A 24,130-nucleotide genomic window follows, 5' to 3' on the forward strand; every position below is an offset into this window, starting at 1 on the left:
TTCGCGAACCGATGGACCGCGTCAGCCGATGCCGTCGTAGGTGACGTAGGCCATCATGCCCGTCGCCATATGATAGAGGTGGTGGCAGTGAAGCGGCCAGCGGCCGGGATTGTCGGCATCGAAGGCCAGGACGACGCTCGCCATCGGCGGCAGCAGGACCGTGTCCCTGACCGCGCCGGCTATAGGCGTCCCATTGATGGCGACCACCTGGAAATGATGCCCGTGCAGGTGCATCGGATGCGCCATCATCGAGGCGTTGGCGATCGTCACCTCGATCCGCTCGCCGCGCTTGACGACGAGACCATCCGCTCCATCGATACCCCAGGTATAGGCGGCCATGTCGCCCGTCAGCGAAAGCTCGAAGCGGCGGTCCGCCGCACGGGAGGCAAACGGGCCGATAGGTCGCAGGCGCTGCTCAACGTCGAGACCGAGGACCGGTCCCTTCGCATCACCCGCGGCTGGAATCCTGCGGACATCAGCACCTGCCGTGGCCAGGACGATTCCCGTACGATCGACGGCGCCTTCGCGAAGAGCGAGGATGGGAAAGGCGCCACCTTCCCTAGGTAGGCTCACACGGATGTCGAGACGCTGGCCCATGGCGACCGGAAACGACGTCCCTACAATGCGTTCGATGCCCTGCCCGTCGACGGCGATCAACTCGCCGGAAAGGCCGCCGATGTCGATGGTGAAGGCGGTCGCCGTCGCTCCGTTGATGATCCGAAGGCGGACGCGACCACCCTTTTCGACCTTGACGACTTCGGGGTCGTCGAGCGTACGGTCGTTGGCGAGATAGGCGTCGTAGTCAATGTCGTTGAGGTCCATGGCGGCCACTCCCGGCATGGCCATGCCCGCCATGTCGTTGCCGGACATCATGTGCTGCATGCCGCCCATGCCCCGCATAGCGCCGTGGTCCATCGGCATGGCTCCGGGTGCGGCATTCCTCTTCAGCTTCCCGAGCAGTTCCTCGGCCGGCAGGAAGGAGAAGTCGTGCAGCAGGACGACGACCTCCTGCTCGTCCAGCTTCAGGTCGTCCGCGGTTCGCACGATCAGCGGGGCGGCAAGCAGGTTCTGCTCCTGCAATGTGTGGGCATGCATCCAGTGCGTACCGCCCGCGCCGACCGGAAAGGTGTAGCGCCGGGTTTCCGACGGTCGCAGGAGCGCTGCGGGATTGTCCGGCACGCCGTCGGCCGCCCAGGGGGGCGTCAGCCCGTGCCAGTGGATCAGAGTCGGTTCATCGATGCTGCTCGACAGCGCGACGTCGAATTCGGTGCCGGCATCCAACGCCAGCCCCGACGTTCCGTCGGGTTGGACGAGACCGAAGACGCGGGCGGATCTGCCCTTGATGTCGATGGTCCGGTAGCCGACAGATAAGCGGCGCGGCGCAGGAGATGTTTTGACAGCGGAATCCTGCGCCAAGCTGCGCATGGGACGAAGGGCGGCCGATGTGCCGAGCGCTGCTGCGCCCACCATCAGGCCGTTGAGAAAGTCACGGCGTTTCATAGTATTGGTCCTGTTTCCGGATCGGCTCAGCCGATCATTGATCTTGGGCATCTGGATAGAAGCCCGTGGAATCGACCGGACGCAGCAATAAGGCGGCCTCCGAAATCCTCAGACCGGAAGACGAGGAGGACCGAGCGTGGGTGGCAGGGCCAGACCGCTACCAGTCTGGTCGCCCCATGCAAAACAAAGGAAGGAGCCTATGGCTGCGGGAGCCTCTATCCTGTCCGCGCTGGCGAGCACGATACAGAAGCCGCACTGCACCGCGCAGCAGGCTTTGTGATCAGAAGTGTGAAGACCGCCTTGGAGCGGGACGCGGACGTCCTTCGCGAGTACAGAGGACTGCGCCGAGCCGGAGTGACCGTGGGCCTCGTGTTCATGGCACTGCATCGCCTGCACGCCTGCGGCGGGCGCAATGAGAAGCGCGAGCGCGACCAGCGTGGTCAGCACTGCGTTCGTCCATGCGAACCTGCGGCGGTCGGCGGCCATGTGCGCGGCTCCGTCCCCTGATCAGCCGAAACGTGGGCTGACGACGTTGAAGATAGCAGCGGTCAACGCTCCCGCATAGCCGCCGAAGACGAGGGCGGTGAGGGTCACGCCGAGCACCGGGAAGGAGACGCGCGTCGGCGCCGCCGAACATCTCGCGGAAAGGGCTTGCAGGGTTATATTCGCCATTGAACGATCCTCTGCCGGGCTGTCGATACAGCCGGGATGACGGATCAATGTTGAACCGGCCCTTCGCCTCTATCCTTGATGCAAGTCAAAGATGTGAAAAGAAGCTGGGCATCTGACCGAGGGCCGCATCAAACTGGCCCGCTCTACTCGATCACCGGCGATGGCGGAATTTCGCATCCTAGATGGCGCTGCCGAGCAATAACCGGAAACCGGTTTCAATCAGGTCGAAAGTCGATACCGCTACTATTGCACTGTCTGTACTGAGACCAGCCAGCATAGTGGCTTCGGTACATGGCTCCCGGCGTGAATGGATTTTGCTCTTTGACTAGGCTCTGATGGGGTGGACGCCTCCTTTAAATGGTGATCAACGTCTCCATTCTGGTACATCGATGCCGTCGGGGGGCGTCCACCCCATCAGAGCCATTGCAGGTAGCCTGGAGGGGGAAGCGTCAATTCACTCTCGACGCTACAAACATAGCATCTTAGTCGATCCGATCTGGAAATCTCTCACAGCCTCCTCATACTACAGTCGCTTCAGACACCCGCCGCAGGGCCATGAACATGGCGCACCGATGGCTAAAAGCACCTCAAAATGAGCCTGTGCGTTCCGGAGAAAAGATGCGATGTATGGGGTCGGCCAACCCGCTCATGTCATTTTCGCGAGATTTAAAATTGCGCAGCCTTATCCTTTCCAGCCTCCTGACGATCCTCTCCACGTCTGGAGCGCTCGCCCAACAGGCAGATCACTATATAGCGATGAGCAATACAGCCATGAGCGTCACCGGCGATGTCTGGCTGGACGATTTCAGTATCAAGTTTGAAAACGGAGAGTCGCTCGAATTCTCTGATCTCGTTGCCGATCACTTCAGCGTAGATGGTCGGAATGTGCCGGCGTCGGTCTATCGTGTCAAAGAGCCTGGCGATCCCGAACTGCAAAATGGCAACCAACTCTGCGGTGCCGGCGACGTCACCTTTGTTGCGTCTTGGGCCGACGGATCGGAGTCAACGGCAATTGCCGTCTTCAATGGCAAAAGGGCACCGAGAAGCAGCAATGAGATGTGTGCACTCTACACTTTTGAAGATCCGAAATAGGCTACGCACCGCGAGAAATGTCGCATCGGCCTTTGGTTCTGACTTCAAAGGGCATCAACTTAACGGAGTTTGGAACTTGATGAGCGATGATGGGGCATGACCGATCGTGAGCCTATCTACCGCCGTCATCTCTACCGCCGTCATCGCTTTCCAGCCGAAATCATCACCCACGCAGTCTAGCGCTCACCAAGTGAAACGGGGACCGAAAGAGCCATAGGAACCCGGTGTCGACCCGCTTGGATCTAGCTGATTATCTCGTTCGACTCGCTCAGACCATCGCCGACGCTCGGCCGCTTTTTCTTTGGCGTTGGCGGAACTCGCGGTCACGGGACCAGGTTGACCGCGAGTTCCGCCGATCGTCGAGCAGGAGACAAAGAACACGGCGGGAAAAATAATCAGAATACCCAAGGCAACCGCCCTCGTGAGGCCGTAGTCGATCGGCTGCATAGACATCCCCAATGCTCTCTTTGACCATCTGAAATAAAGGGAGATGCTATTCGATTTCGCATCGGGTGGAAACTGGAGGCTATTCGGTTTTCCGGGTGATGAGCAGTGACCGGTGCTCCGGCCTCACATTATCCCCATCCTCGCCGCCCTATCGTCCGCTGCATGTCACAAACTATATTGCGGCGTCGGACCGAATGCGGGCAAACTCAGTGAAAATTCCGGCTCCTCACCTTGAGCGTATCGATGTGCAAATCAGGCACATCGATCTCACGGATCTCCATCGCCACTCGCTCTCTCGAATCCGGACTGCCGGGCGCACCATGGGCGAACTCGTCGCCGCGGCCAGTCGGCAGCTTGACACGACAACACGGCTTCCGGCTGTTCAGCGCAGCCTGGTGGAGACTCAGATGGACCGAATCTCAAAGCGAGGAACTTTGACAACCAGAAAGCAGAGGCCAAGATCGGCGTCCATATTCTCAACCGGATGACTGAACTCGGTCGTCCAGAGATCCAACGGGTCGCATGAAATATGCTGTCTTCGGCATCCTCATGGCCTGCCATGACCGCGGCGCTTTCCGATGGGAGGACAATGTTTGCCGGGGCGAAATCGACAGCGACGACAAGCTCGGCCGTTTCGAACGCCATGGCATCGGCTTCATGATGTCCATGGAGCGGCCGCTCGCGACTGGCGCCATCTTTACATGTTGATCGGCATCGTCTGGGGCTGCGGCGCCCTTGAGTGGAAGTATCGGCGGATCAACTGTTCAGCGAATTAATTCATTAACTTACGCAGTGATACGTTGTTGTATCGACCAATGCGGCAGTTAGAAATTAATCGAGTTTCGGATTGGAGCTTCTGGTGACTTTTTATCAAAAGATACTTGATGATCGGATTAACGGAACAGCTACCAGCATGATGCCCCGGGGCGGCGGAGCTAACACGGATTATGGCAACTCAACCCAGGCGACCGTTGGCTCCATCGGCGTCGGCATGAACAAGGCCCACTGAGGCACAATCTGACATGACTTGGAACCGGATCGGAGCAGAACAGAGGCAATCGATTGGAATTCCGCAATCCACGAAAGCGGATGTCGCTGCCAAACTCATAAATCTTCAAGTGCTTCGAGCGCTCGCTGCCTTGTCTGTGGTGGTGGCACATACCATCCATGAAACTGAAAATCTGGCTGTCGTGACAGCACGCCAAGCCGTCGACGCCAAGGCATGGTACCTCGGCTACGGTGTCGATATCTTCTTCGTCCTGTCGGGCTTCATCATGATGCATACCGCCGCGGCGGAGTTCGGCAAAAGCGGTGCTTCCTTGCGCTTCTTCCTGCGACGCTGCGCACGCGTCGTTCCGCTCTACTGGTTGCTAACGAGCGTCATGCTGCTCGGCGCGGCCGTGGCGCCTTCACTGCTCAACGTTCCAGTTGGCGATATTTCTCATGTCGTCGCATCCTATCTCTTCATCCCTGACATGCGTGGCGCGAACGAGATCCGGCCGGTGCTCGCTCTTGGCTGGACCTTGAACTATGAGATGCTGTTCTATGTGCTCTTCGCGCTGGCGCTAATGATGCCGATCCGGCCGGGCATTTTTGGGCTGTCGGTACTGATGGCTGCGCTGGCCCTCGTTGGCACCACGATTGAACCCCGGAATGTCCAGATTGCTTTCTGGACGAACCCCATCATCCTGGAATTTCTGTTGGGTGTATATGTAGCGTTGATTTTCCGCAGCGGCCTGCGGATCGGTCCTGGGGTGGCACTTGCTCTGATGGCGATCGGGCTCATCGGATTCGCTCGTTTCTTCACTCCCTGGGACGATGCGGCTCTTCCGCAATTCCTGCGCAGAGGTGTGCCCGCTGCCGTGTTTGTCCTAGCCGCCGCAATCGGTCCTGCCCTTCCTCTCAAACGGATCGTGCTGTGGGGCGTCGCCGTTGGAGATGCTTCCTATAGCCTCTATCTCGCCCATCCCTTCATCGTGCGCCCTATGCGGGCCATTTGGGCGAAGGCTATCGGTGACCACCTCTCTCTTGGCCTGTTCGTCATCTATGCGACCATCGGTTCCATCATATTCGCGCTAGCGCTCTTCAGGGTTGTCGAAAGACCCCTCACGATCTATGTGCGAGAGCTGGGATCCGGCCGCAAACAAAAAACGGAGAAGCGGCTTTCCGGTGTTCGACCGCGCGATGTGTAAAGCAGGTGAGCGAGACCGTGTATAAGCGTTTCAGCCGCTGGTGCCATGCCGGCGTCTGGGAGCGGGTGTTCGAGGCGCTGACGGCAGACCGCAACAACCAGTATCTGATGATCGACAGCAGCATCGTTCGCGCCCATGAGGATCGGTTTCCGGCTGCTTCGTTGCCCATTAACGTATCTACCCATACCCCAATTTACAATTAGAGGGTGCATGGCGCGCGGCTGCGAAGTTGTGCCGTGATGAACCAGGCGAAAGTCCTTCCTTCGCTGATTTCCTTTCTTCGATGGTGGGGAGCGGCGCGGAACCGGCGCGATAATCGAGCGCCGTCATCTCAAGAACTTCCGAAACCGCCCGAGAGCAAAGAAAAACAGGACCATTCCGATAGCAAGCAAGGATAAAAGCTGCGGCCAGACGACATCTATGCCGGCGCCTCGAAAGAGCACGGCTTGCGCCAGAATGACGAAGTGGGTGTTGGGCGCAAGAAGCATGATGTTCTGAATGATTTCGGGCATGCTTTCGCGTGGCGTCATGGCGCCGGACAGGACCTGCAGCGGCAAAAGCACAAGAATGAGGAGCAAGCCGAATTGCGGCATCGAGCCTGCGACGGTGGCCAAAAATATTCCCATTGCCGTCGTTGCAAAAAGCTGGAGCGCAGTTCCAAGCAGAAACAGCGCCATCGAGCCTTCGATCGGTATGCCAAGCAGACCTTTGACCACCATGAAGACAGAGACGGCCGTGGCGACCAGGACCACGAGCCCCATCGACCAGATCTTGCTCAGCATGATCTCCAGTGGGGTCACGGGCATGACGAGCAAATGCTCGATCGTGCCGTGCTCCTTTTCGCGGATCAAGGCGGCACCCGTCAGCACGATCGAAAGCATGGTGATCGAGGTGATGATGTTATTGATCGAGCCGAACCAGGATTTGTTAAGCTGCGGATTGAATCTGGCCCGCAAGGTCAGATTCACCGGCACGTTGCTTTCAGCGCGATAGCGCTTCATGAATTCATCGACCTCGCTTGTGACGATGGTCTGGATATAGCCGCTCCCGGAGAAGGCCTGGCTCATCCGCGTGGCGTCGACATTGAGCTGAATCGCCGGATGTTGCCCCGCCATGACCTTGCGTTGAAAGTCCGGGGGGATGTTGAGCGCAAATGTGTCGAGGCCCGCATCCATCCGCTGATCCATCTCGGCGATGGAAATCTGCTTGGGTGGCACGAAGTAAGGGGGATAGAAGGCAGTGCTGATCCGCCCCGACAGCGGCGACTGATCCTCGTCGACGATGGCGACAGCCGCGTTGTTCAAGGTTTCCGGCAAGGCACTGGAGCCAGTATAGATCTGCAGCGTGAATGCATAGACGACTAGCAGGACGAGCATCGGATCGCGGGCAAGCCCACGCAACTCCTTGATCCCCAGTTGCAGGATATTGGACAACGCCATGTCATCCCTCCTGCTTCTTGATTAGCAGCGTCCCCAGGATCGAAAGGATCGGGATCGCGATCAATAGCGGAATAAAGGAGCCGTAGAGGCCTGCGAAGTCGAGCGCCTTGGAGAAGGTGCCGCGAGAAATCGTCATGAAATAGGTGGCCGGATAGAGCTCGCCGATGAGAGCGCCGGCGCCCCGTAGCGATGAGACCGGGTCGATCATGCCGGAATATTGTGTCGCCGGTATCAAGGTCAGGAGCGCGGTGCCGAAGATGGCCGCGATCTGGCTTTTCATGAAGGACGAGATGACGATACCGATCGAGGTTGCGATGATAACATAGAGCAGCGCCGCCGTCAGATAGGTCACATAGCTGCCGGTGAACGGCACGCGGAAGACCAGCGTGGCAAAGGCCGTCAGCAGAACAAAGTTCAATAGCCCGAGCGCGACATAGGGCAATTGTTTGCCGATCAGGAACTCCAGCTTGCTGACCGGCGTGACGTAAAGGTTGATGATCGAGCCGAGCTCTTTCTCGCGCACGACACTTAGGGCTGCGAGCATTGCCGGGATGAGCATCAGCAGCAGCGGGATGACGGCAGGGACCATCGCCACCAGGCTTTTGACGTCGGGATTATAGCGAAAGCGCGTTTCAATGGTGAACGAGCCTTGCGTGGCCGCCGCCCCATAGAGTTCCTTTGCCTTGCGTGCCAGCCAATTGGCATGCATGCCCTGAACGTAACTCCTGACCGTTTCGGCCCGTTGCGGCATCGCCCCGTCGATCCATGCGCCGATTTCGACGACATCGCCGCGCAGCACGTTTCGGCCGAAGCCAGGCGGTATCTCGATGGCGAGGCTAAGTTCGCCGTCCCGCATGCGCCGATCCATATCGGCATAATCCTTGATTGGCGCCTTCTCGATAAAGTACCTCGATCCGGCAATATCGAGTACGTAATCGCGGCTGATGGTCGAGCTATCGCGGTCGAGCACGGCAAAGGTCAGATCCTCGACATCGAGGTTGATGCCATAACCGATCACGAACATCAGGATAACGCTCCCGAGAACGGCAAGCGTGCCGCGAACGGGATCGCGTTGCAACTCCAAGGCTTCGCGGCGCGTGTAGCTGAACATGCGGCGAAAATCGAAGAAGCGGCGGCGTATCGGCGCTGCGGCTGCCTCAAGGGCGTTTGCCATGACGACAGGCTTTGCCTCCTGGCCACGGACAATGCCGGACGCCTCCTCGAGATAGGCGATAAAGGCGTCCTCGAGTGTTTCCGTATTGCGACTTTTGGCAATGGCGGCAGGGGTGTCGCTTATCAACACCTTGCCTGCGTGCATCAGCGAAATGCGATCGCAGCGCTCGGCCTCGTTCATGAAATGGGTCGAGACGAAAATCGTCACATCGTCTTTGCGCGACAGGTCGGCAAGGATCTGCCAGAAAGCATCGCGAGCAACGGGATCGACCCCCGAGGTCGGCTCGTCGAGAATGAGAATGTCCGGCGCATGGATCATCGCGACCGCAAGCGATAGCCGCTGGCGGATACCGAGCGGCAGTGTGTCCGGCAGTGCATCCATCACATCGCCCAGGCCGAAGCGATCGGTCATTTCGGCGATGCGCGCGGGAATCCGGTCTTCCTTCAGCTTGAAAAGACGGGCATGGAGATCAAGGTTTTGCCGGACCGTCAGCTCGCCATAGAGCGAGAAGGCCTGGCTCATGTAGCCGACGCGGCGCCTGACCGCCATGTCGCTGGCGTCGACCTTGCGGCCGAAAAGCTTGGCTTCGCCTTCGCTGGCGGCAAGCAGGCCCGTCAGCATCTTCATCGTCGTGGTCTTGCCGCATCCATTCGAACCGAGAAAGCCAAATATCTCGCCCTTGGGGATCTGAAAGCTGACATTGTCGACCGCGGTGAAATCGCCAAAGCGCATGCTGAGATGACTGGCCTCGATGGCGTAGACACCATCAGCCGTCTGCGGACGTGGCGGAATGATGATCTCGTGATGATCGCGCCGATCGGCTTCGGGAAGCAGAGCGATGAAGGCAGCGTCGAGATCGCTGGTCTGCGTGCGCTCGAGAAGTTGCTTGGGAGTGCCGGTATCAAGGACTTTGCCGGCATTCATCGCGATCAGCCAGTCGAAGCCGGCCGCCTCTTCCATGTAAGCGGTCGCGACGATGACGCTCATACCGGGCCGGCTTGCCCGAATGCTGCCAATCAGTTCCCAGAATTGCCGGCGCGACAGCGGATCGACGCCTGTGGTCGGCTCGTCGAGAATGAGCAGGTCGGGATCATGAATGAGGGCGCAGCACAATCCGAGTTTCTGCTTCATGCCACCCGACAGTTTCGCCGCGGGGCGGTCTGCAAAAGGACCGAGGCCGGTGCTGTCGAGCAATTCGGCGATCCTGGCCGTCCGTTCATGTTTGTCCTGCCCAAAGAGGCGCCCGAAGAAGTCGACATTCTCGAAGACGGACAGGGTTGGATAAAGGTTCTTGCCGAGCCCCTGCGGCATATAGGCAATCCTTGGGCAGGTTCGCTCGCGATGCCGGGCATCACGCATGTCTCCGCCGAACACCTCCACGCGTCCCGTCTGCACCGCGTGGGCACCGGAAATCAGCGATAGGAGGCTTGACTTGCCGACACCGTCGGGGCCGATCAAGCCGGTCATTCGCCCCGATAGAATCTCAAGCGTGACGTTGTCCAGCCCGATCGCATTCTTGTAGACGAGCCGGACATCATTCAGCCTGGCAACTGCGGCGCCGCTCTCGTCGTCTTTCGGTGTGCCTTCGATGGTTTCCACCATGTTGTCAGCCGCTACTTGACGAGGTTGCGTTCGAGATTGTCAGGCCATTGCGCCTGCGGGTCGAGGCGGACATAGGCCATGCCTGGCAGGCCCGTTTTGACATATTGGATGTATTTCTTCAGAAGCTCCTGAGGGATCTGGGCGCGAACGCGGAAGGTGAGCTTCTGCCGCTCTTCCTCGGTTTCGACTGTTTTCGGCGTGAATTGCGCAACGTCTGCAACGAATGAGACCTTGGCGGGGATGGTGTATTGCGGCGCCGCATCGAGCACGAGACGGACGTCCGACCCCATCGAGGTCCGGCCCGCCTGTTCCGTCGGAAGGAAAAAGGTCATGTAGACATCGCCGAGGTCGACGAGATTCAATACCCGGCCGCCGGCTGCCAACACTTCGCCAGGCTGGGCAATGCGATACTGGATCCGGCCATCCCTCGGAGCCTTGAGCGTGCTGTCGGATATATCCGCTTCTATGCTCTCAATCTCGGCCTTTGCTGCATCGACCGCCGCTTCCGCATCCACCACTTGCGCCTTGGCAGCATTGATGGCGGCATCCGACGCTGCAAGAGCTGCCTGCGCCGAGGCAAGCGTTGCCTTGGCTGCCTGCTCGTTCGCTTCGCTGTCATCGACGATTTGCTGTGAGACCGTGTTGCTGCTCAGCAGCTGCCTGTTGCGAGCATTGGTCTTGCTTGCGGAATCGAGCTGGGCCTTGCGCTGTTCGATCACAGCCATCGCCGAAGTCTTTTCGGCCTGGCGTTGGGCAACAAGGCTATGCGCCGTGTCGATCGAGATCTGGGCGCGACGCAGCTGCGCTTCCGCCTGTCGCTTGCGGGCCTCGAGCTGAACCGTATCCATTTGGGCGAGCGTCTGGCCGGCGGTGACGAAATCGCCTTCGCGGACCAGCAAGTCCTGTAGTCGCCCGGCAGTCTTGGTCGAAATGTCGATTTCAACGGCCTCGATGCGACCATTGCTTGCAGCAAAGCCGTCGGGAAGGCTAGGAGCATGGATCTTGATCCATGCGTAGTAGCCAGCCGCTGCAACAACGAGAATGATTGCGCCCGCAAGCAAAGTCTTTCGTGAAACAACCAATCGGTCTCTCCATAGCCGGCGACCCGCGTACTATCGGGCCGCGTACGAAAATTACTTAGAACTTTCAATTACCTAATCAGACGACCAGCTAACTGGTCGCTATTTCGAAAAGGATATCACGTCAAGCCGCTCATCGTCAGGCTTGTCTTGAACACGAAGACATCACCCACGAGCGAAAGCGGAACAGGCAGACAGAATGCGCTTGCAGCAAACGCATGCATCCGGGACGAATCGCATTCAACCTAGACGACCATTTTGGCGGCCGCGACTGCATCAGGTAGCGTCGCCGCGGCGTCGGCGCCCTCTCCACCGGATGCAAATCCATCCGGCAGATGCAGAAGGCGGGAACCCAGACGCGGCTCGCCTGGATCTGGCTCTCGATGCGGCGGCTCGGTCCAGACAAGCGGTTCGCCGATTTGGTGAAGCACCATCGCGTGCATCACGGCATTGATTTGGTTTTATTTTGCAAAGTCGATGACGATCCGGCCCTGGATATCTCCCTTGTGCATACGAGCAAAGATATCGTTGATATTTTCGAGCTTGTCGGTCGCAATCGTCGCCTTGACCTTGCCTTCGCCAGCGAAGTTCAGCGCCTCCTGAAGGTCGAGGCGCGTGCCGACGATCGAGCCGCGCACGGTAACCCCGTTCAGGACTGTGTCGAAGATCGACAGGGGGAAATCGCCTGGAGGAAGCCCATTGAGGGACACTGTGCCGCCGCGGCCGACCATGCCGAGGGCCTGTTCAAAGGCTTTGGGTGAGACAGCCGTAACCAGCACGCCCTGGGCGCCGCCAACTTCCTTCTTCACAAAGGCGATCGGGTCGTCCTTGCGGGCATTCACGGCAAGCGAAGCACCGAGAGATTTCGCAAGATCGAGTTTTTCATCATCGATATCGACGGCGATAACGTTGAGCCCCATCGCCTTGGCATATTGGACTGCCAAATGCCCCAAACCGCCAATACCGGAAATTACCACCCAGTCGTCGGGCTTCGTGTCGGTGACTTTCAAACCCTTATAGACGGTGACACCCGCGCATAGGATAGGAGCAATATCGATAAACGACACGTTATCGGGCAAATGACCGACATAGTTCGGATCGGCAACGACATATTCCGCAAAGCTGCCGTTGACCGAATAGCCGGTATTCTGCTGCTCCTCGCACAGTGTTTCCCACCCGCCCAAGCAATGCTTGCAATGTCCGCAGGCGGTATAAAGCCATGGCACGCCGACGCGGTCGCCTTCCTTGACATGTTTCACGCCAGAGCCGACAGCCACGACGTGGCCGACGCCTTCATGGCCCGGAATGAAGGGCGGCTTGGGCTTCACGGGCCAATCGCCTTCTGCGGCGTGGAGATCGGTGTGGCAGACGCCGGTCGCGGCGATCTTGACGAGGATCTGACCGGCGCCAGGTGTCGGGACGGCGGCCTCCTCGATAATTAGCGGCTTTCCGAATTCGCGGACGACTGCGGCTTTCATAGTCTTGGCCATTGTGAAGCTCCTTGGCTTGGCGTTCGTTCATGAGGGGACGCTCGACAAAGCGTCCCCTTGTGCGTTCAGAAATGCGCATCGATGTCGACGACATCGATGAGTTTGTGATTGACGAATTCCTTGAGACCTAGACCAAGAAGCTCGCGACCGTAGCCTGAACGGCGGATACCGCCGAACGGCAAGTCTGCCTCGACTTTGGTCGGATGATTGACAAAGACCATCCCAGTGGAGATGCGCTTCGCGACTTCCGCGCCATGCGTCGGATCCGACGTGAAGACAGAGCCTCCCAGGCCGAAGGGGGAATCATTAGCGATGCGCACAGCATCTTCCTCGTCCTTTGCTCTAAAGAGCATCGAAACCGGACCGAAGAATTCCCAATAGCGCGCCGGATTGTCTTCTCCGACGTCAGTCAGGATCGTCGGCTGGACGAAGGCGCCGCGATTGGGCACCGGCGGCCCGACTTCCTCGGCTTTGGCTCCAAGCTTGACCGCTTCGCGAATCTTGTCCTTCACCTCGTCGGCCGCACCCTTCGAAGACAATGGCGCCAGCGTGGTCTTCGGATCAAAGGGATCGCCCGCGACTAGACCAGCCACGCCCTTGCGATAGCCATCAAGAAATGCGTCATAGACAGGGTCGACGATGATCATCCGCTTTGACGAAACACAGACCTGACCGCCGTTCCAATGGCGCCCGAACACGGCCCATTTGGTGGTCTTTTCAAGGTCTGCATCAGCCAGCACAACGAAGGCATCCGCACCGCCGAGCTCCATTGTGGACTTTTTAAGCGCTTTGCCAGCCTGAGCCGCAACAACTGCGCCAGCGCTTTCCGAGCCAGTCAGGGCGACACCATGGACCCGGTCGTCGTTGAGGATCAGCTCGATTTGCGAACGCGTTGCGTAGAGGTTCTTGAACGCCCCTTTGGGCAGGCCAGATTCGGCCATCAGCTTCTCGAACGCAGCGGCGCATTGCGGAACGTTCGATGCGTGTTTGAGGAGGAGCGTATTGCCTGCAGCGAGCTGCGGCGCCAAGATACGTGCGATCTGGTAGTATGGGAAGTTCCAAGGTTCGATGGCCAGGAGGACACCGAGCGGTTCGTGAACGAGCACGGCGTCGCCCTCGGCAGGATCCAGAACCGGCAGCTTCTCGGGCTTGAGCAACGCCTCGGCATGGCGGACATAATATTCGAAGATTTTTGCCGACAGCTCGACTTCCGCCTTAGCCTCGGAGAACAGCTTGCCCATTTCAAGCGTCAGCAGCTTAGCATAGGCATCGCTATCACGGCGCAGGATGTCCGCCGCCTTCTGTAGGATCTGTCCACGTTCGGCGAAAGAAGTGTTGCGCCACCCGAGAAACGCCTCATGTGCGCCGACGATGGCCGTACGAACTTCGGCGTCGGTTGCGTCTGGAAAATTGGCGAGCGTCTCGCTGCTATAGGGATTGATCGTCTGGTAAGCCATTTGTCATTCTCCTTTGAATGTAGATTGCCTTGGGCCACTTCAGGCTGCGGCGGCCAGATCTTTCACGGATTGAACCATTTGGCTGAGCACGGCTTGGGCGTCGCCGTAGACCATCGAGCAGTTGTCTTCGAAGAAGAGCAGGTTCTCGACGCCGGAATAGCCTTTGCCCTGTCCGCGCTTGACCACATAAACTTGATGGGCTTTGTCGGCGTCCAGGATCGGCATGCCATAGATCGGCGAGGATTTATCGGTGCGCGCCGCCGGGTTCACCACGTCATTGGCGCCGATTACCAGGGCGACATCGGTGTTTGGGAAGTCTGCGTTGATGTCATCCATATCGAAGATGATGTCGTAGGGAACGCCTGCTTCTGCGAGCAGCACGTTCATGTGACCTGGCATGCGGCCCGCCACCGGATGGATGGCGAATTTGACCTCGACGCCGGCGGCCAGCAGGATTTTGACGAACTCGTAGAGCTTCTGTTGCGCTTGAGCGACGGCGAGACCGTAGCCAGGGATAATGATGACGCTTGAGGCGTAGCGCATGTTGATCGCCGCGTCGGCCGCGTCGGCGGATTTCATCTGTCCGTGGACTTCGACCCCGCCAGAAGCAGTTGTGTCCCCAAAGTTGGAAAACAACACGTTTGCCAGCGATCGGTTCATCGCCTTCGCCATAAGCAACGTCAAAAGCGTGCCCGCCGAGCCGACGACCATGCCCGCGATCATCAGGGCGGGGTTTTGCAGCGCGAACCCTTCCAAGCCGACGGCAAGACCGGTGAAGGCATTGTAGAGCGAGATGACGACGGGCATGTCGGCCCCGCCGATCGGGAGCGTCATCAACACGCCAAAGGCCAGGGCTCCGACAAAGAACAGAACCGCCAGCACGGTGTCCGCTGGAGAGCCATAGAGAAGAATGACGCCCAATCCGACGAAAAGCGTTGCGAGAAAGATCAGACCGTTTACGAGCCGCTGACCGGAAAAACGCCACGGTTTTTTGATCCTGCTGTCGAGCTTCGCCCACGCGATGAAGGAGCCCGTCAGGGAAATCGAACCGATCAGCGCACCGATGATAGTGACGGCAAGTAGCAACGTGCCTGAGCCTCTTCCACCAGAAAGTTCGACAGCAGCGATCGCGGCTGCAGCCCCGCCACCCATACCGTTATACAATGCGACCATCTGCGGCATGGCAGTCATCTCGACTCTCGCGCCGCGCCACCAAGCCCATCCGCCACCGGCAAGCAGCGCGACGATCGCAAGACCGAGATTGGTCGTCAGGTGAGACCGGACAGTTCCATCAAGCTCGAAGAGCACCAGGAAGCTCGCGATGACGGCAACGATCATACCGGCACCGGCAGTCATGATGCCCGACAGAGCCGTAACCGGCGAGGCCATCCGCTTCAACCCGAAGATGAAGAGCGCGGCGGCGAAAAGACCGCTCAGGCCGACGAAATGCTGTGCGATCATCCTACTTCTCCTTACCGCCGCTCGACTTGAACATTGCGAGCATCCGGTCGGTCACCACGTAGCCCCCGGAGGCGTTTGCGGCCCCGAGCGCCACGGCGACGAAGCCGACGATCTGGGCGAACAGTGTGGTGGCGTTCAGCAGCGTGTGGAGAGCGCCGACGACCACGATGCCGTGGATGAAGTTCGAGCCTGACATCAGTGGCGTGTGCAGGATCGAGGGCACCCGACTGATGACCTCATAGCCGGTGAAGGCTGCCAGCATGAAAATATACAGGGCGATAAGCCACGTCATGGATGTGTCGAGCGTCATCATGCGGCCTCATGGTTTGAGTGAAATGCGGTCTCGATGATCTGGCGAAGCGCTTCGTTTCGGATCTTTCCGTCGTGCGTAGCCACCGTACCGGCGACGACTTCGTCCTCGAAATCGAGATGGATCGCGCCATCCTTGATGAGGAGGTCAAGAAGATTGAGGATGTTTTTTGCATAGAGGTCGCTGGCGTGCTGGGCGAGTGCCGAAGGTACATTGAGCGGGCCAAGGATGGTAACCGCTCCGACATTCACCGTGTCACCGGGCTTGGTCATCTCACAATTGCCGCCGCTTTCGGCCCCGAGATCCACAATCACGGCGCCGGGTTTCATGGCCGCGACTTGGGCTGAAGAGATCAGCTTCGGGGCTGGGCGGCCAGGTACGGAGGCAGTCGTAATGATCATGTCCGCTTCGGCGATATGCCGGGTGAGTGTCTGCTCGACCTTGGCTTTTTCGTCGGCCGTCAGTTCGCGCGCATAACCGCCTTCGCCGCGTGCGTCGACACCGGTATCGACGAATTTGGCACCCAGCGACTCGGCCTGCTCGCGTGTCTCGGGACGGACATCATAGCCTTCCGTGATTGCGCCCAGCCGGTGGGCGGTGGCGAGGGCCGAAAGCCCGGCGACGCCAAGTCCCATCACCAGAACCTTCGCGGCCCGTAGCGAACCTACCGCAGTTGTCATCATCGGCAGGATGCGCGGCATGTGAACCGCACCGAGCAGAGGCGCATAATAGCCAGCAAGAGCCGCCTGGCTGGAAAGGACATCCATCGACTGGGCCCTGCTGATGCGCGGGATCTGCTCCATCGCAAAGGCTGTCACCTTTCGGTCCTTGAGGGCTGCCACAGTGTCGAGATTGCTGTTGCCGTAAAGGAGTGAGATCAGCACGCTTCCTGACTTCATTGCCTTGACTAGATCTGCTGGCGGCGGCTGAACTGCGAGTACGATATCGGCATCGGATACGACGGTTTTCGGGTCGTTTTCGATCCTGGCGTCTCGATAGGCGGTATCGGCAAACGTGGCCGCCAGTCCAGCGTTCGCCTCCAGAGTCAGGGCTGCACCCAACCGCTCGAGACGGGTAGTAAGGGCTGGCACGATTGCTACACGCTTTTCGCCTAAAGCTTTCTCTTTCAAAACAGCAACGTGAATAACCATCGATTCAAACACTCCGAAAGCAATCAATTCCGTGAAATCTACCCCCTAATAGAGGTGCCAGCTTTGGAGATGCATTGATCCTGATCAAACATCGCTTGCAGCAAATCCCTGGCCAGGTGAACATGGAGTAGAGCCCGACCACATTGTTCTATCGTCTTCCGATCAATCCGAGCTCGCGCGCCTTGCGGACGTCATTACCTTTGAAACGAAGGGATCACATGTCGTCACCCAAGGAGAGCCAGCGAGGTTTCTGTATCTCTTGTCCGGCGGGGTCCTGGTGGCGAGCCATATGCTGAACCATGGTGATCGGCAGGTCGTCGCGTTTTACTGGCCTGGTGATCTGTTTGGGCTCGCAGAGAAGGATTTTTAGGTGAATTCGATCGAGGCGATTACTGCCCGCACGGTCTATGTCGCAGCTCCCTATCTGCGTCGCCGCGCGCTGGTGCCCGTCTTGAAGGCATTCTTCATCGACCGCAGCAACATGACCGCACACTGGCCGGAAAGTCGGCGGCAATCGGAACGTCAAGGCGCTGGTATCGTTCCTCGGCGAGGTCTTTCCCTCGCCCACACCATGGGACAAGAGTTTTGCGGAGGCCTAGCGGTGATGGGAATCCATGCGTTCTGACCGCGAAACGGAGATCTCTGCTCTTGATGGGATCTTACGGAGAACTTGGCATTTATTGAACAGCAGGTGGCTTAAGCCGTTGATATAATCACTGTCGTTGATACCGCGCCTCAACTCCAGCGCGGCGGCGTGCCGATATGTGCCCTGAGCGCTTCTGTAAACGCCCTGACCTTGGCGGGTGGCACCTGCAGGGCGCGCAGTAGGTAAATGCCGGACGATCGCTCGTTCCATCGCTCCCCGTCAAGCTTTAGGCGCAGCAGATCGCCCGCTTGGATGGAGGCGCCCGAAACCCAACTTGGCAGGAAGGCCACGCCCATGCCTGAGATCGCGGCGCTGTTCAACGCTTCAAAATCATCGGAGCGGAAAGAGACCTGTTTGCATGCCTCACCGGCCGGGCATCCGAGAATATCGGACCAGCCGAGCAGATCGTTGCCATGAAGCTTGTCGAGAAGGCGATGATGGCGGAGCGCCTCTTCGTCTTTCGGCTCGCCGTACTGCTCGACATAGGCACAGCTTGCCACGAGAACGCGGTCAAGCGGGGCGAGCTTCGTGGCGATCAAGGAGCTGTCCGCCAGGTCACCCATTCTGACCACGAGGTCGAGCCGTTCGGCGACGGGGTCGGCCAGCCGTTCGGTGAGATCCAATTCGACATGCAAGCTCGGGTGCTGCTGCGCAAGAGATGCAAGAACAGGGATGACATAGCGTTTTCCGAAGGTCGGGAAGCAAGCGATGCGAAGGGTGCCGCTGATCGCACTGTCGAAGGCCGCGACTTCCGCATGGGTGTCGGCCAGGTCATCCAGCAGCCGCTGGGCCCTATCGAAGAGATGGCGACCCGCGTCCGTCAGCGACAGAGCACGCGTCGATCGGACCAGAAGCGGAACGCAAAGGTCCTGTTCGAGCGCATCGATCTGCCGGACGACGGCGGATGGGGTTACGGCACGACGCCGTGACGCCGCGGAGAAGCTTCCCGCGCGGACGACATCGACATAGACCGCGAGATGTTCGGCAAACCGTGGATCCTTCATCTTTGCCTACGACGCAAAACCGTTTCGACCAATCAGTTCGTTATCATCAGCAGGCATCCGGCGCACATTCCTTCTCGTCAACGGGCAATCGCCCAACAAACAGAAGGAATACTATGATGGTCAAGGTCCTCGACACAATTCTCTCGCAGTCAGCATATTCGGCGGAGGTAGACGTCCCGTTCGAAAAGATCGATATCGCCGACTGGCTCTTCAACCTGCCTGAAGCCGAATACCTGCGCTGCTGCCCACCGGAGCACATCGCTGCCGGCGTCACGTGGACCGACGACGGTCGTCGGATGTCAATCAATGTCGAGCAGATCGGCTCCGGTCTCGTTGTCCAACACTATATTGCCGAAGTTGCAGAGGCCGCCTATTGCCGCATGAACTCAATCTCCGACGTGTTCACGTCCAGCGGTCGTACCAAGGTCAATGTCGTCTGGGAGCTGATCGCCGAAAAGATCGACGAAAACAGGACCCGCTACACGAACCGGGTCACTGCGCATCCAACTGATGTCTTCATGACATTTCTCGAAGAGCATGGCACCAGGTTCGAGGATGCCGCCGCTGCCCGGCAGGCCGCAGGTGGCGATCACAACAGCCGCGAGACACCGCTCTTTGCGGCAAGCATCGCTCGCCGCGCACTCTCCAAGTAAGGGTAGCTCTGATGAAAGCGATCATGTTCGCCGATTTCGGCAGCGCGGATGTCCTGCACCTCGCTGAAGCTCCGCCCCCTGAGATCCGGCCCGACGATATTCTCGTCAAGGTCATGGCGGCAGGCGTCAATCGCGCTGATCTTCTTCAGCGCGAAGGCGTCTATGGCACGCAAACTTACGGGGACAGCCCGATCCTCGGCCTCGAAATCGCCGGCGAAGTCGTGGCGACCGGCTCCGCAGTCATCGGTTTTGCGATTGGGGACCGTGTCATGGGTATCGTTGGCGGTGGTGCTTATGCTCAGTACGCCCGTCTCGATAGCGAAATGGCAGCGATCATTCCGGACGGCATGTCTTTCATCGAGGCGGCGGCGGTCATGGAGAGTTTCGTCACCGGCTGGGAAGCGCTCGCCCATCTCGGACAGGTTGCTAAAGGAGAAACCGCCCTTGTCCATGCTGCCGCCGGAGGCATCGGATCGGCTGCGGTTCAGCTCGGAAAAGCGGCCGGAGCACATGTGCTGGCGACCGCTTCGGCAGGGAACATCGAGAATGTGCTCTCGCTGGGTGCCGAAGCCGTCTTTGATTATCGGCGTTCGGACTTCGAGGCGGAGGTCGTCGATGCTACGGCGTCGCATGGGGTCGATCTGATCATCGACTTCGTCGGCGGATCCTATCTCGCGCGCAACATTCGCAGCCTGGCGCCCGGCGGACGGCTCGTCCAGGTTGGCCTTCTAGGACGCGACGACAACGCCATCATTCCGCTTGATCTCGTGCTTCACAACCATTTGCGGTTAATCGGAACGGTCATGAAGTCAAGGTCGAGGACGGAAAAGAGAGCAATGGTCCGGCGCTTCACGGAGCAGGTGCTGCCGATGATGGGACGTGAGCTCAAGCCGGTTATTGGCGCCGTCTACCCCCTCAAGGAAGCCGCCGAGGCCCACCGCCGAATGGAAGCCGGCGGGCTGTTTGGGAAGATCGTTCTATGTGATTTCCAGTGATGGTAGTCGGCTCGGAAGCCGGTTTAGGCGGCCTGCAACCCTGCCCGGAGCAGCATTCCGAAGAGGTCGCGCGGCTCATCGGGATCAGCAACCAGATCAAGCTTCTCGTAAAGCGGGAGCCCGCTGAGCTTTTGTCGGAGATAACGGAGAGCGGAAAAATCCTCGGTAGCAGATCCGACGCTGTAAACTGGCTCGGAACGCTCACCCCGCTGAAAGGCTCGACAAGGATTTGAAATTAATAGCAAGATCAGATCATCCGCGGGGGGATGACCGGCGTCGGTCATCCCCCGTTAGTTTGTAAAAATAATTCTATTTCAAAGCTTAAGCGCCTCTCGACGGGGTTGTTCCTCGATGCTTTTTACGTGCCGCTTTGGCCAGAAATCTCAATCTGGCGCTTCGCCGTGGCCTGCAATCGCGTGTAGAGAGCGTTTGCCATCGCCGTTTTCCTACAGGACCCTAGTCATTTGCCGTATTTTCTAATTTATCAGCGGTGTCATGCTACCTTCTCTACCGAGGGGCACATAACTATGAGCGAATTAGAACTCCGCCGTGAGGCTCGAAAGGCTGACTGCCGTAAGCTCGTCGAGGCGGCCATGCGCAACCTGATTGAGCAACTTCACTCCAAAGGATTCAGCCAGGCGGCGGTTGCGCTAGCACTCGCGGATGCGGCGGAGGAATACGTGATCGAGCTCGCGGCTAAGCCTGCTCGCATTCATTAAACGACTAATATCCCGGGCAGGCATGGCAGAAGGAAGAGCCAGAGCAGCCTCTCGATGATGGAAACGACAGGCGTAGCCCGCCGCACCAGGTCATCGGCGGTCGCGCCGGAGAGTGTGTTGCTGGACGCGAACCGTGCTCATATCGGGCTTGCCGGCCTCTGAGCCGAGATAGGTCCAATTGAAAGAGACTGGATAGCCGCTGTCCCGAACAAAAAATCGGCTATATTGATGGTCTCGAGAGTATTGAACCGTGAACCCCGCGATCCTCATCCAGCACCACGCCTTACTATGGAACTTATCGACTGATCCGGAGTTGTTGCAACGGTCCTTTCGATGGACACCCGGGATACCCGAAATTTGCTGCGTGCCATCGTTTCGCTTCGAACCTTTCGGATCCGTGATCGTCGCGTGCGAGCTTGGCCGGACAGGCGCTGCCAAAGCCTTTGAAAAGGAATGCGGAATGTACAATGCGAAGCGTGATAGTGAAGGTGGGGGAGCCTCACATGCCATTCCATCCATGGGAGCTATAGAAGGCCGAATAACGGTTCTTGAAGTCCTTGCTGCGACATCTCTCCGACTGTTGTTAAAGGAGGGTGACAAGATTGCCGCCAAACATGCGCTCTCATCGATCCGCAAAGCGATGCGTGCCAAATGCAACGACGTTCATCTCAGCGCAGACGACTCAAAATCTGCTCTCGCCTACGTGAAGGAACTGATGGATGCGACCCTGGAGAGCGCCGAATTTGCTGGCGCCCAGAGCCTGCAAGATCCCATGCTGGTCGCCTGATCCCTCCCGCGGCGGCTGGCCTGGGCAGTGCTGCGTAAGGATCGCTCGTGCCCTAGCCGACTCTACCATTTGACCTGGAGGCCAGCGGTTCCGCTGATGGCATGGCTGTCGCCGAAGTTTTCGAGCGAAGACTTCGCTGCGACCTCGCCACAGAGCGAGAAGCGATCTTGGTTCCATTGAAGCTCGCCGTCAAGAAGCGCGGCCTCCCGTGCTCACATGTTCCAGTAAAGCAAGAAGACCGCGGAGAATGTCCGTCGGCGACGGCGGGCAGCCCGGAATATGGAGATCGACAGGTACGACCTTCGAAACCCCGCCGATAATGGCATAGCTACCGGCAAAACACCCGCCGTCGCGGGCGCAGTCGCCGAGCGCGATCACCCATTTCGGGGCCGGCATGGCGTTGTATGTCCGCTCCAGAGCCTCGCGCATGTTCTTGGTTACGGGGCCGGTTACGAGCAGCACGTCGGCATGGCGCGGCGAGGCGACAAAACGAATGCCGAAACGCTCAATATCGTAGAAAGGGTTGCTCAGCGCATGCATCTCCAACTCGCAACCGTTACAGGATCCCGCATCGACGGCGCGGATCGACAAACTGCGCCCGAGGCGCTGGCGAGCGGCTTCGTCAACAGACGTGGCGAGCTCCTCCATCGCCGCATCGGAGGGACTTGGCGCCGGTTCCGTCAGCGGCAGGTGGATCAGGTTTTCGAAGAGCAGCTTTCGCATGGATCCTTGCCTTCAGAGATCGTGGCCAGAATAGGAACAGTTGAACGACTTGTTGCAGAGCGGAAAGTCGGCGACGATATTGCCTTCGATTGCCGCTTCCAGCAGCGGCCACTGAAACCAGGACGGGTCGCGCAGATGGCAGCGTTCGATCATGCCCTCCGGTGTGAGACGCAGCCAGACCAACACGTCACCGCGAAAGCCCTCAACGAGCGCCAGACCTTCCCGACTTTCGTTGACCGGAGAAATCACATCGAGGACCGGACCCTCCGGAAGGCCGTCAAGGATACCTTCGATGAGTAGTAGGCTCTGTTCGACCTCGCGAATGCGGATCCAGACGCGGGCGTTGACATCACCGTCGTTGAGCACCGGAACGTCGAAGACCAGGCTGTCATAGGGCGCATAGCGCAAGACCTTCCGGGCGTCGAAACCGCGCCCAGACGCCCGCCCGATATAACCGCCAGCTCCATATTCGCGCGCCAGATCGATGCGCAGCTTACCTGTGCCGACCGTGCGGTCCTGCAACGAGGCGGTGTTGTCGTAGAGTTCCACCAGGGCTGGAAATCGGCGGCGGATTTCGGCAAGCAGGCTTCGCACGCCCGCTGCCCCGTCACTATTCAGATCGGTGGTGACGCCGCCGGGTATGATACGGTCGCGCATCAGGCGGTGACCGAAAGCGGTATTGGCGGCGCGCAACACGTGCTCACGCAACACGCCGCAATGGGCCAGCATCAACGAAAAGGCGGCGTCGTTGCAGATGGCGCCGATATCGCCGAGGTGGTTGGCGAGCCGTTCCAGTTCGGCCATCAGCGCGCGCAGCCAAACCGCCCGGGGCGGAACGACGAGCCTCAGTGCGGCTTCCACGGCCCGCGAAAAAGCATAGGAATAAGCAACGGTGCTGTCACCGGATGTTCGCCCGGCCAGTTGCGCTCCGCGGATCAAGTCCGCGCCGGCCATCAACGCCTCGATGCCTTTATGGGTATAGCCCAGCCGCTCTTCGAGCCGCACCACCGTTTCGCCGTTAGCCGTGAAGCGGAAATGCCCCGGCTCGATGATGCCGGCATGTACCGGGCCGACAGGGATCTGATGCAGGCTTTCGCCCTCGGTACGCAGAAAGGTATAGGGCGTGGTCTCCTCAAATGAAACGCCCCGCTTTCCGAGAGGATAGCGCAAATCCCAGCGGTTGTGATCGAGCCACGACCGGTTGTCCGGCAGATCCCACGGTTCGAGCCCGGTCAAATCACGAAGCGCCCGCTCCGGACGGAGCGCAGGTGGATGCGATCGCCCGACGGAAGGATACCCTCCGCCCTCCAGCCCTTCCAGACTGAGAACGCCGATCGTGCCGGCCAGTTCATCGAGCAGAGCCATGTGAACCGCATTCCCCTCGCCCCACAGACCAAGCAGGATCAGATGCCCCTCGGACAACGCTTGAGCCGCCGATGTCCATACAATCGGATCAACGATCGCGCGCGGCCGGGGTGCGTGATGAGGTACGAGGCGCCCCTTCTCGATCATATCGTTGAGCGTCGACATCTTCCCT

The 24,130-nt window shown here is 59.1% G+C and carries 24 protein-coding genes and 2 pseudogenes; 10 read left to right on the top strand and 16 right to left on the bottom strand.

The window, feature by feature from the left end; all coding sequences use genetic code 11:
* Positions 1-21: 21 nt before the first annotated feature.
* The 3 genes from AB8B29_RS26885 to AB8B29_RS26895 all read right to left on the bottom strand — a co-directional run bounded on the left by AB8B29_RS26885 (position 22) and on the right by AB8B29_RS26895 (position 2,172).
* Complete coding sequence (locus AB8B29_RS26885; protein WP_113084750.1) at positions 22-1,500, bottom strand: multicopper oxidase family protein; 1,479 nt, start codon at positions 1,498-1,500, stop codon at positions 22-24.
* A 108-nt stretch (positions 1,501-1,608) separates the two neighbouring features.
* Complete coding sequence (locus AB8B29_RS26890) at positions 1,609-1,986, bottom strand: hypothetical protein (RefSeq protein ID WP_112441922.1); 378 nt, start codon at positions 1,984-1,986, stop codon at positions 1,609-1,611.
* A gap of 21 nt (positions 1,987-2,007) precedes the next feature.
* A complete protein-coding gene (locus AB8B29_RS26895; protein ID WP_167669632.1) occupies positions 2,008-2,172 on the bottom strand; it encodes a hypothetical protein in 165 nt (54 codons plus the stop codon).
* 627 nt (positions 2,173-2,799) lie between these two features.
* Between AB8B29_RS26895 and AB8B29_RS26900 the strand changes: the two genes are divergently transcribed.
* From AB8B29_RS26900 to AB8B29_RS26915, 4 genes and pseudogenes are all read left to right on the top strand, one after another.
* Entirely contained in the window at positions 2,800-3,264 is a 465-nt protein-coding gene (locus AB8B29_RS26900) for a hypothetical protein (protein WP_234903831.1), read from the top strand.
* Positions 3,265-4,233: 969 nt separating this feature from the next.
* Positions 4,234-4,419: a hypothetical protein gene (locus AB8B29_RS26905; protein WP_162693729.1), complete on the top strand. Its 186-nt coding sequence runs from the start codon at positions 4,234-4,236 to the stop codon at positions 4,417-4,419.
* Between the two features lie 410 nt (positions 4,420-4,829).
* On the top strand, positions 4,830-5,903 hold the full coding sequence (locus AB8B29_RS26910; RefSeq protein ID WP_439006929.1) for an acyltransferase family protein: 1,074 nt from the start codon (positions 4,830-4,832) through the stop codon (positions 5,901-5,903).
* A gap of 11 nt (positions 5,904-5,914) precedes the next feature.
* Positions 5,915-6,043 (top strand): annotated as a pseudogene (locus AB8B29_RS26915) (IS5-like element ISNeu3 family transposase); the annotation flags it as partial.
* A gap of 186 nt (positions 6,044-6,229) precedes the next feature.
* On the opposite strand, the gene AB8B29_RS26920 reads toward AB8B29_RS26915, so the two are convergent.
* The 9 genes from AB8B29_RS26920 to AB8B29_RS26960 form a co-directional block, all read right to left on the bottom strand.
* Entirely contained in the window at positions 6,230-7,342 is a 1,113-nt protein-coding gene (locus tag AB8B29_RS26920; RefSeq protein ID WP_047555596.1) for an ABC transporter permease, read from the bottom strand.
* A 1-nt stretch (position 7,343) separates the two neighbouring features.
* Entirely contained in the window at positions 7,344-10,118 is a 2,775-nt protein-coding gene (gene rbbA, locus AB8B29_RS26925; protein ID WP_112441920.1) for a ribosome-associated ATPase/putative transporter RbbA, read from the bottom strand.
* A gap of 11 nt (positions 10,119-10,129) precedes the next feature.
* Positions 10,130-11,200 (bottom strand): HlyD family efflux transporter periplasmic adaptor subunit, encoded by a 1,071-nt coding sequence (locus tag AB8B29_RS26930; RefSeq protein ID WP_112441918.1) that lies wholly within the window; start codon positions 11,198-11,200, stop codon positions 10,130-10,132.
* 242 nt (positions 11,201-11,442) lie between these two features.
* On the bottom strand, positions 11,443-11,631 hold the full coding sequence (locus tag AB8B29_RS26935; RefSeq protein WP_112441916.1) for a hypothetical protein: 189 nt from the start codon (positions 11,629-11,631) through the stop codon (positions 11,443-11,445).
* A gap of 27 nt (positions 11,632-11,658) precedes the next feature.
* Entirely contained in the window at positions 11,659-12,687 is a 1,029-nt protein-coding gene (gene adhP / locus AB8B29_RS26940) for an alcohol dehydrogenase AdhP (protein ID WP_037191253.1), read from the bottom strand.
* 65 nt (positions 12,688-12,752) lie between these two features.
* Positions 12,753-14,144: an NAD-dependent succinate-semialdehyde dehydrogenase gene (locus tag AB8B29_RS26945; RefSeq protein WP_047555587.1), complete on the bottom strand. Its 1,392-nt coding sequence runs from the start codon at positions 14,142-14,144 to the stop codon at positions 12,753-12,755.
* Between the two features lie 39 nt (positions 14,145-14,183).
* Positions 14,184-15,605, bottom strand: coding sequence for an NAD(P)(+) transhydrogenase (Re/Si-specific) subunit beta (locus AB8B29_RS26950; RefSeq protein WP_047555585.1), 1,422 nt, complete (start codon positions 15,603-15,605; stop codon positions 14,184-14,186).
* 1 nt (position 15,606) lies between these two features.
* A complete protein-coding gene (locus AB8B29_RS26955; RefSeq protein WP_439006868.1) occupies positions 15,607-15,897 on the bottom strand; it encodes an NAD(P) transhydrogenase subunit alpha in 291 nt (96 codons plus the stop codon).
* A 17-nt stretch (positions 15,898-15,914) separates the two neighbouring features.
* The gene (locus AB8B29_RS26960; protein ID WP_439006870.1) at positions 15,915-17,066 is read right to left on the bottom strand and encodes an NAD(P) transhydrogenase subunit alpha; all 1,152 of its coding nucleotides are present in this window, start codon (positions 17,064-17,066) and stop codon (positions 15,915-15,917) included.
* A 193-nt stretch (positions 17,067-17,259) separates the two neighbouring features.
* Between AB8B29_RS26960 and AB8B29_RS26965 the strand changes: the two genes are divergently transcribed.
* Positions 17,260-17,436, top strand: a complete 177-nt coding sequence (locus tag AB8B29_RS26965) for a cyclic nucleotide-binding domain-containing protein (protein ID WP_439006930.1) — start codon at positions 17,260-17,262, stop codon at positions 17,434-17,436.
* Positions 17,437-17,691 carry a hypothetical protein gene (locus AB8B29_RS26970; RefSeq protein WP_156143619.1) on the top strand — a complete coding sequence of 85 codons (255 nt, stop codon included), beginning with the start codon at positions 17,437-17,439 and terminating at the stop codon, positions 17,689-17,691.
* Between the two features lie 110 nt (positions 17,692-17,801).
* On the opposite strand, the gene AB8B29_RS26975 is transcribed toward AB8B29_RS26970, so the two are convergent.
* A complete protein-coding gene (locus AB8B29_RS26975; protein WP_037191265.1) occupies positions 17,802-18,716 on the bottom strand; it encodes a LysR family transcriptional regulator in 915 nt (304 codons plus the stop codon).
* A gap of 116 nt (positions 18,717-18,832) precedes the next feature.
* Here AB8B29_RS26975 and AB8B29_RS26980 point away from each other — a divergent pair, with 116 nt between their 5' ends.
* Both AB8B29_RS26980 and AB8B29_RS26985 read left to right on the top strand, forming a co-directional pair.
* Complete coding sequence (locus tag AB8B29_RS26980; protein WP_439006931.1) at positions 18,833-19,369, top strand: hypothetical protein; 537 nt, start codon at positions 18,833-18,835, stop codon at positions 19,367-19,369.
* 11 nt (positions 19,370-19,380) lie between these two features.
* A complete protein-coding gene (locus AB8B29_RS26985) occupies positions 19,381-20,364 on the top strand; it encodes an NAD(P)H-quinone oxidoreductase (RefSeq protein ID WP_112441908.1) in 984 nt (327 codons plus the stop codon).
* A 23-nt stretch (positions 20,365-20,387) separates the two neighbouring features.
* Here AB8B29_RS26985 and AB8B29_RS26990 read toward each other — a convergent pair.
* A pseudogene (locus AB8B29_RS26990) lies at positions 20,388-20,546 on the bottom strand (ornithine cyclodeaminase); the annotation flags it as partial.
* A gap of 345 nt (positions 20,547-20,891) precedes the next feature.
* Between AB8B29_RS26990 and AB8B29_RS26995 the strand changes: the two are divergent.
* Entirely contained in the window at positions 20,892-21,083 is a 192-nt protein-coding gene (locus AB8B29_RS26995) for a hypothetical protein (protein WP_037191273.1), read from the top strand.
* Positions 21,084-21,543: 460 nt separating this feature from the next.
* A complete protein-coding gene (locus tag AB8B29_RS27000; protein ID WP_037191274.1) occupies positions 21,544-21,870 on the top strand; it encodes a hypothetical protein in 327 nt (108 codons plus the stop codon).
* 189 nt (positions 21,871-22,059) lie between these two features.
* Here the strand turns inward: AB8B29_RS27000 and AB8B29_RS27005 are convergent, their stop codons facing one another.
* A complete protein-coding gene (locus AB8B29_RS27005) occupies positions 22,060-22,593 on the bottom strand; it encodes an NADH-quinone oxidoreductase subunit B family protein (protein WP_037191276.1) in 534 nt (177 codons plus the stop codon).
* 12 nt (positions 22,594-22,605) lie between these two features.
* Positions 22,606-24,123 carry a hydrogenase expression protein HypE gene (locus AB8B29_RS27010; RefSeq protein WP_112441906.1) on the bottom strand — a complete coding sequence of 506 codons (1,518 nt, stop codon included), beginning with the start codon at positions 24,121-24,123 and terminating at the stop codon, positions 22,606-22,608.
* Positions 24,124-24,130: the final 7 nt, after the last annotated feature.

This window comes from Rhizobium sp. 11_C7_N12_5 (genome assembly GCF_051811145.1).
In the GTDB taxonomy this organism is placed as follows: domain Bacteria; phylum Pseudomonadota; class Alphaproteobacteria; order Rhizobiales; family Rhizobiaceae; genus Rhizobium; species Rhizobium lusitanum.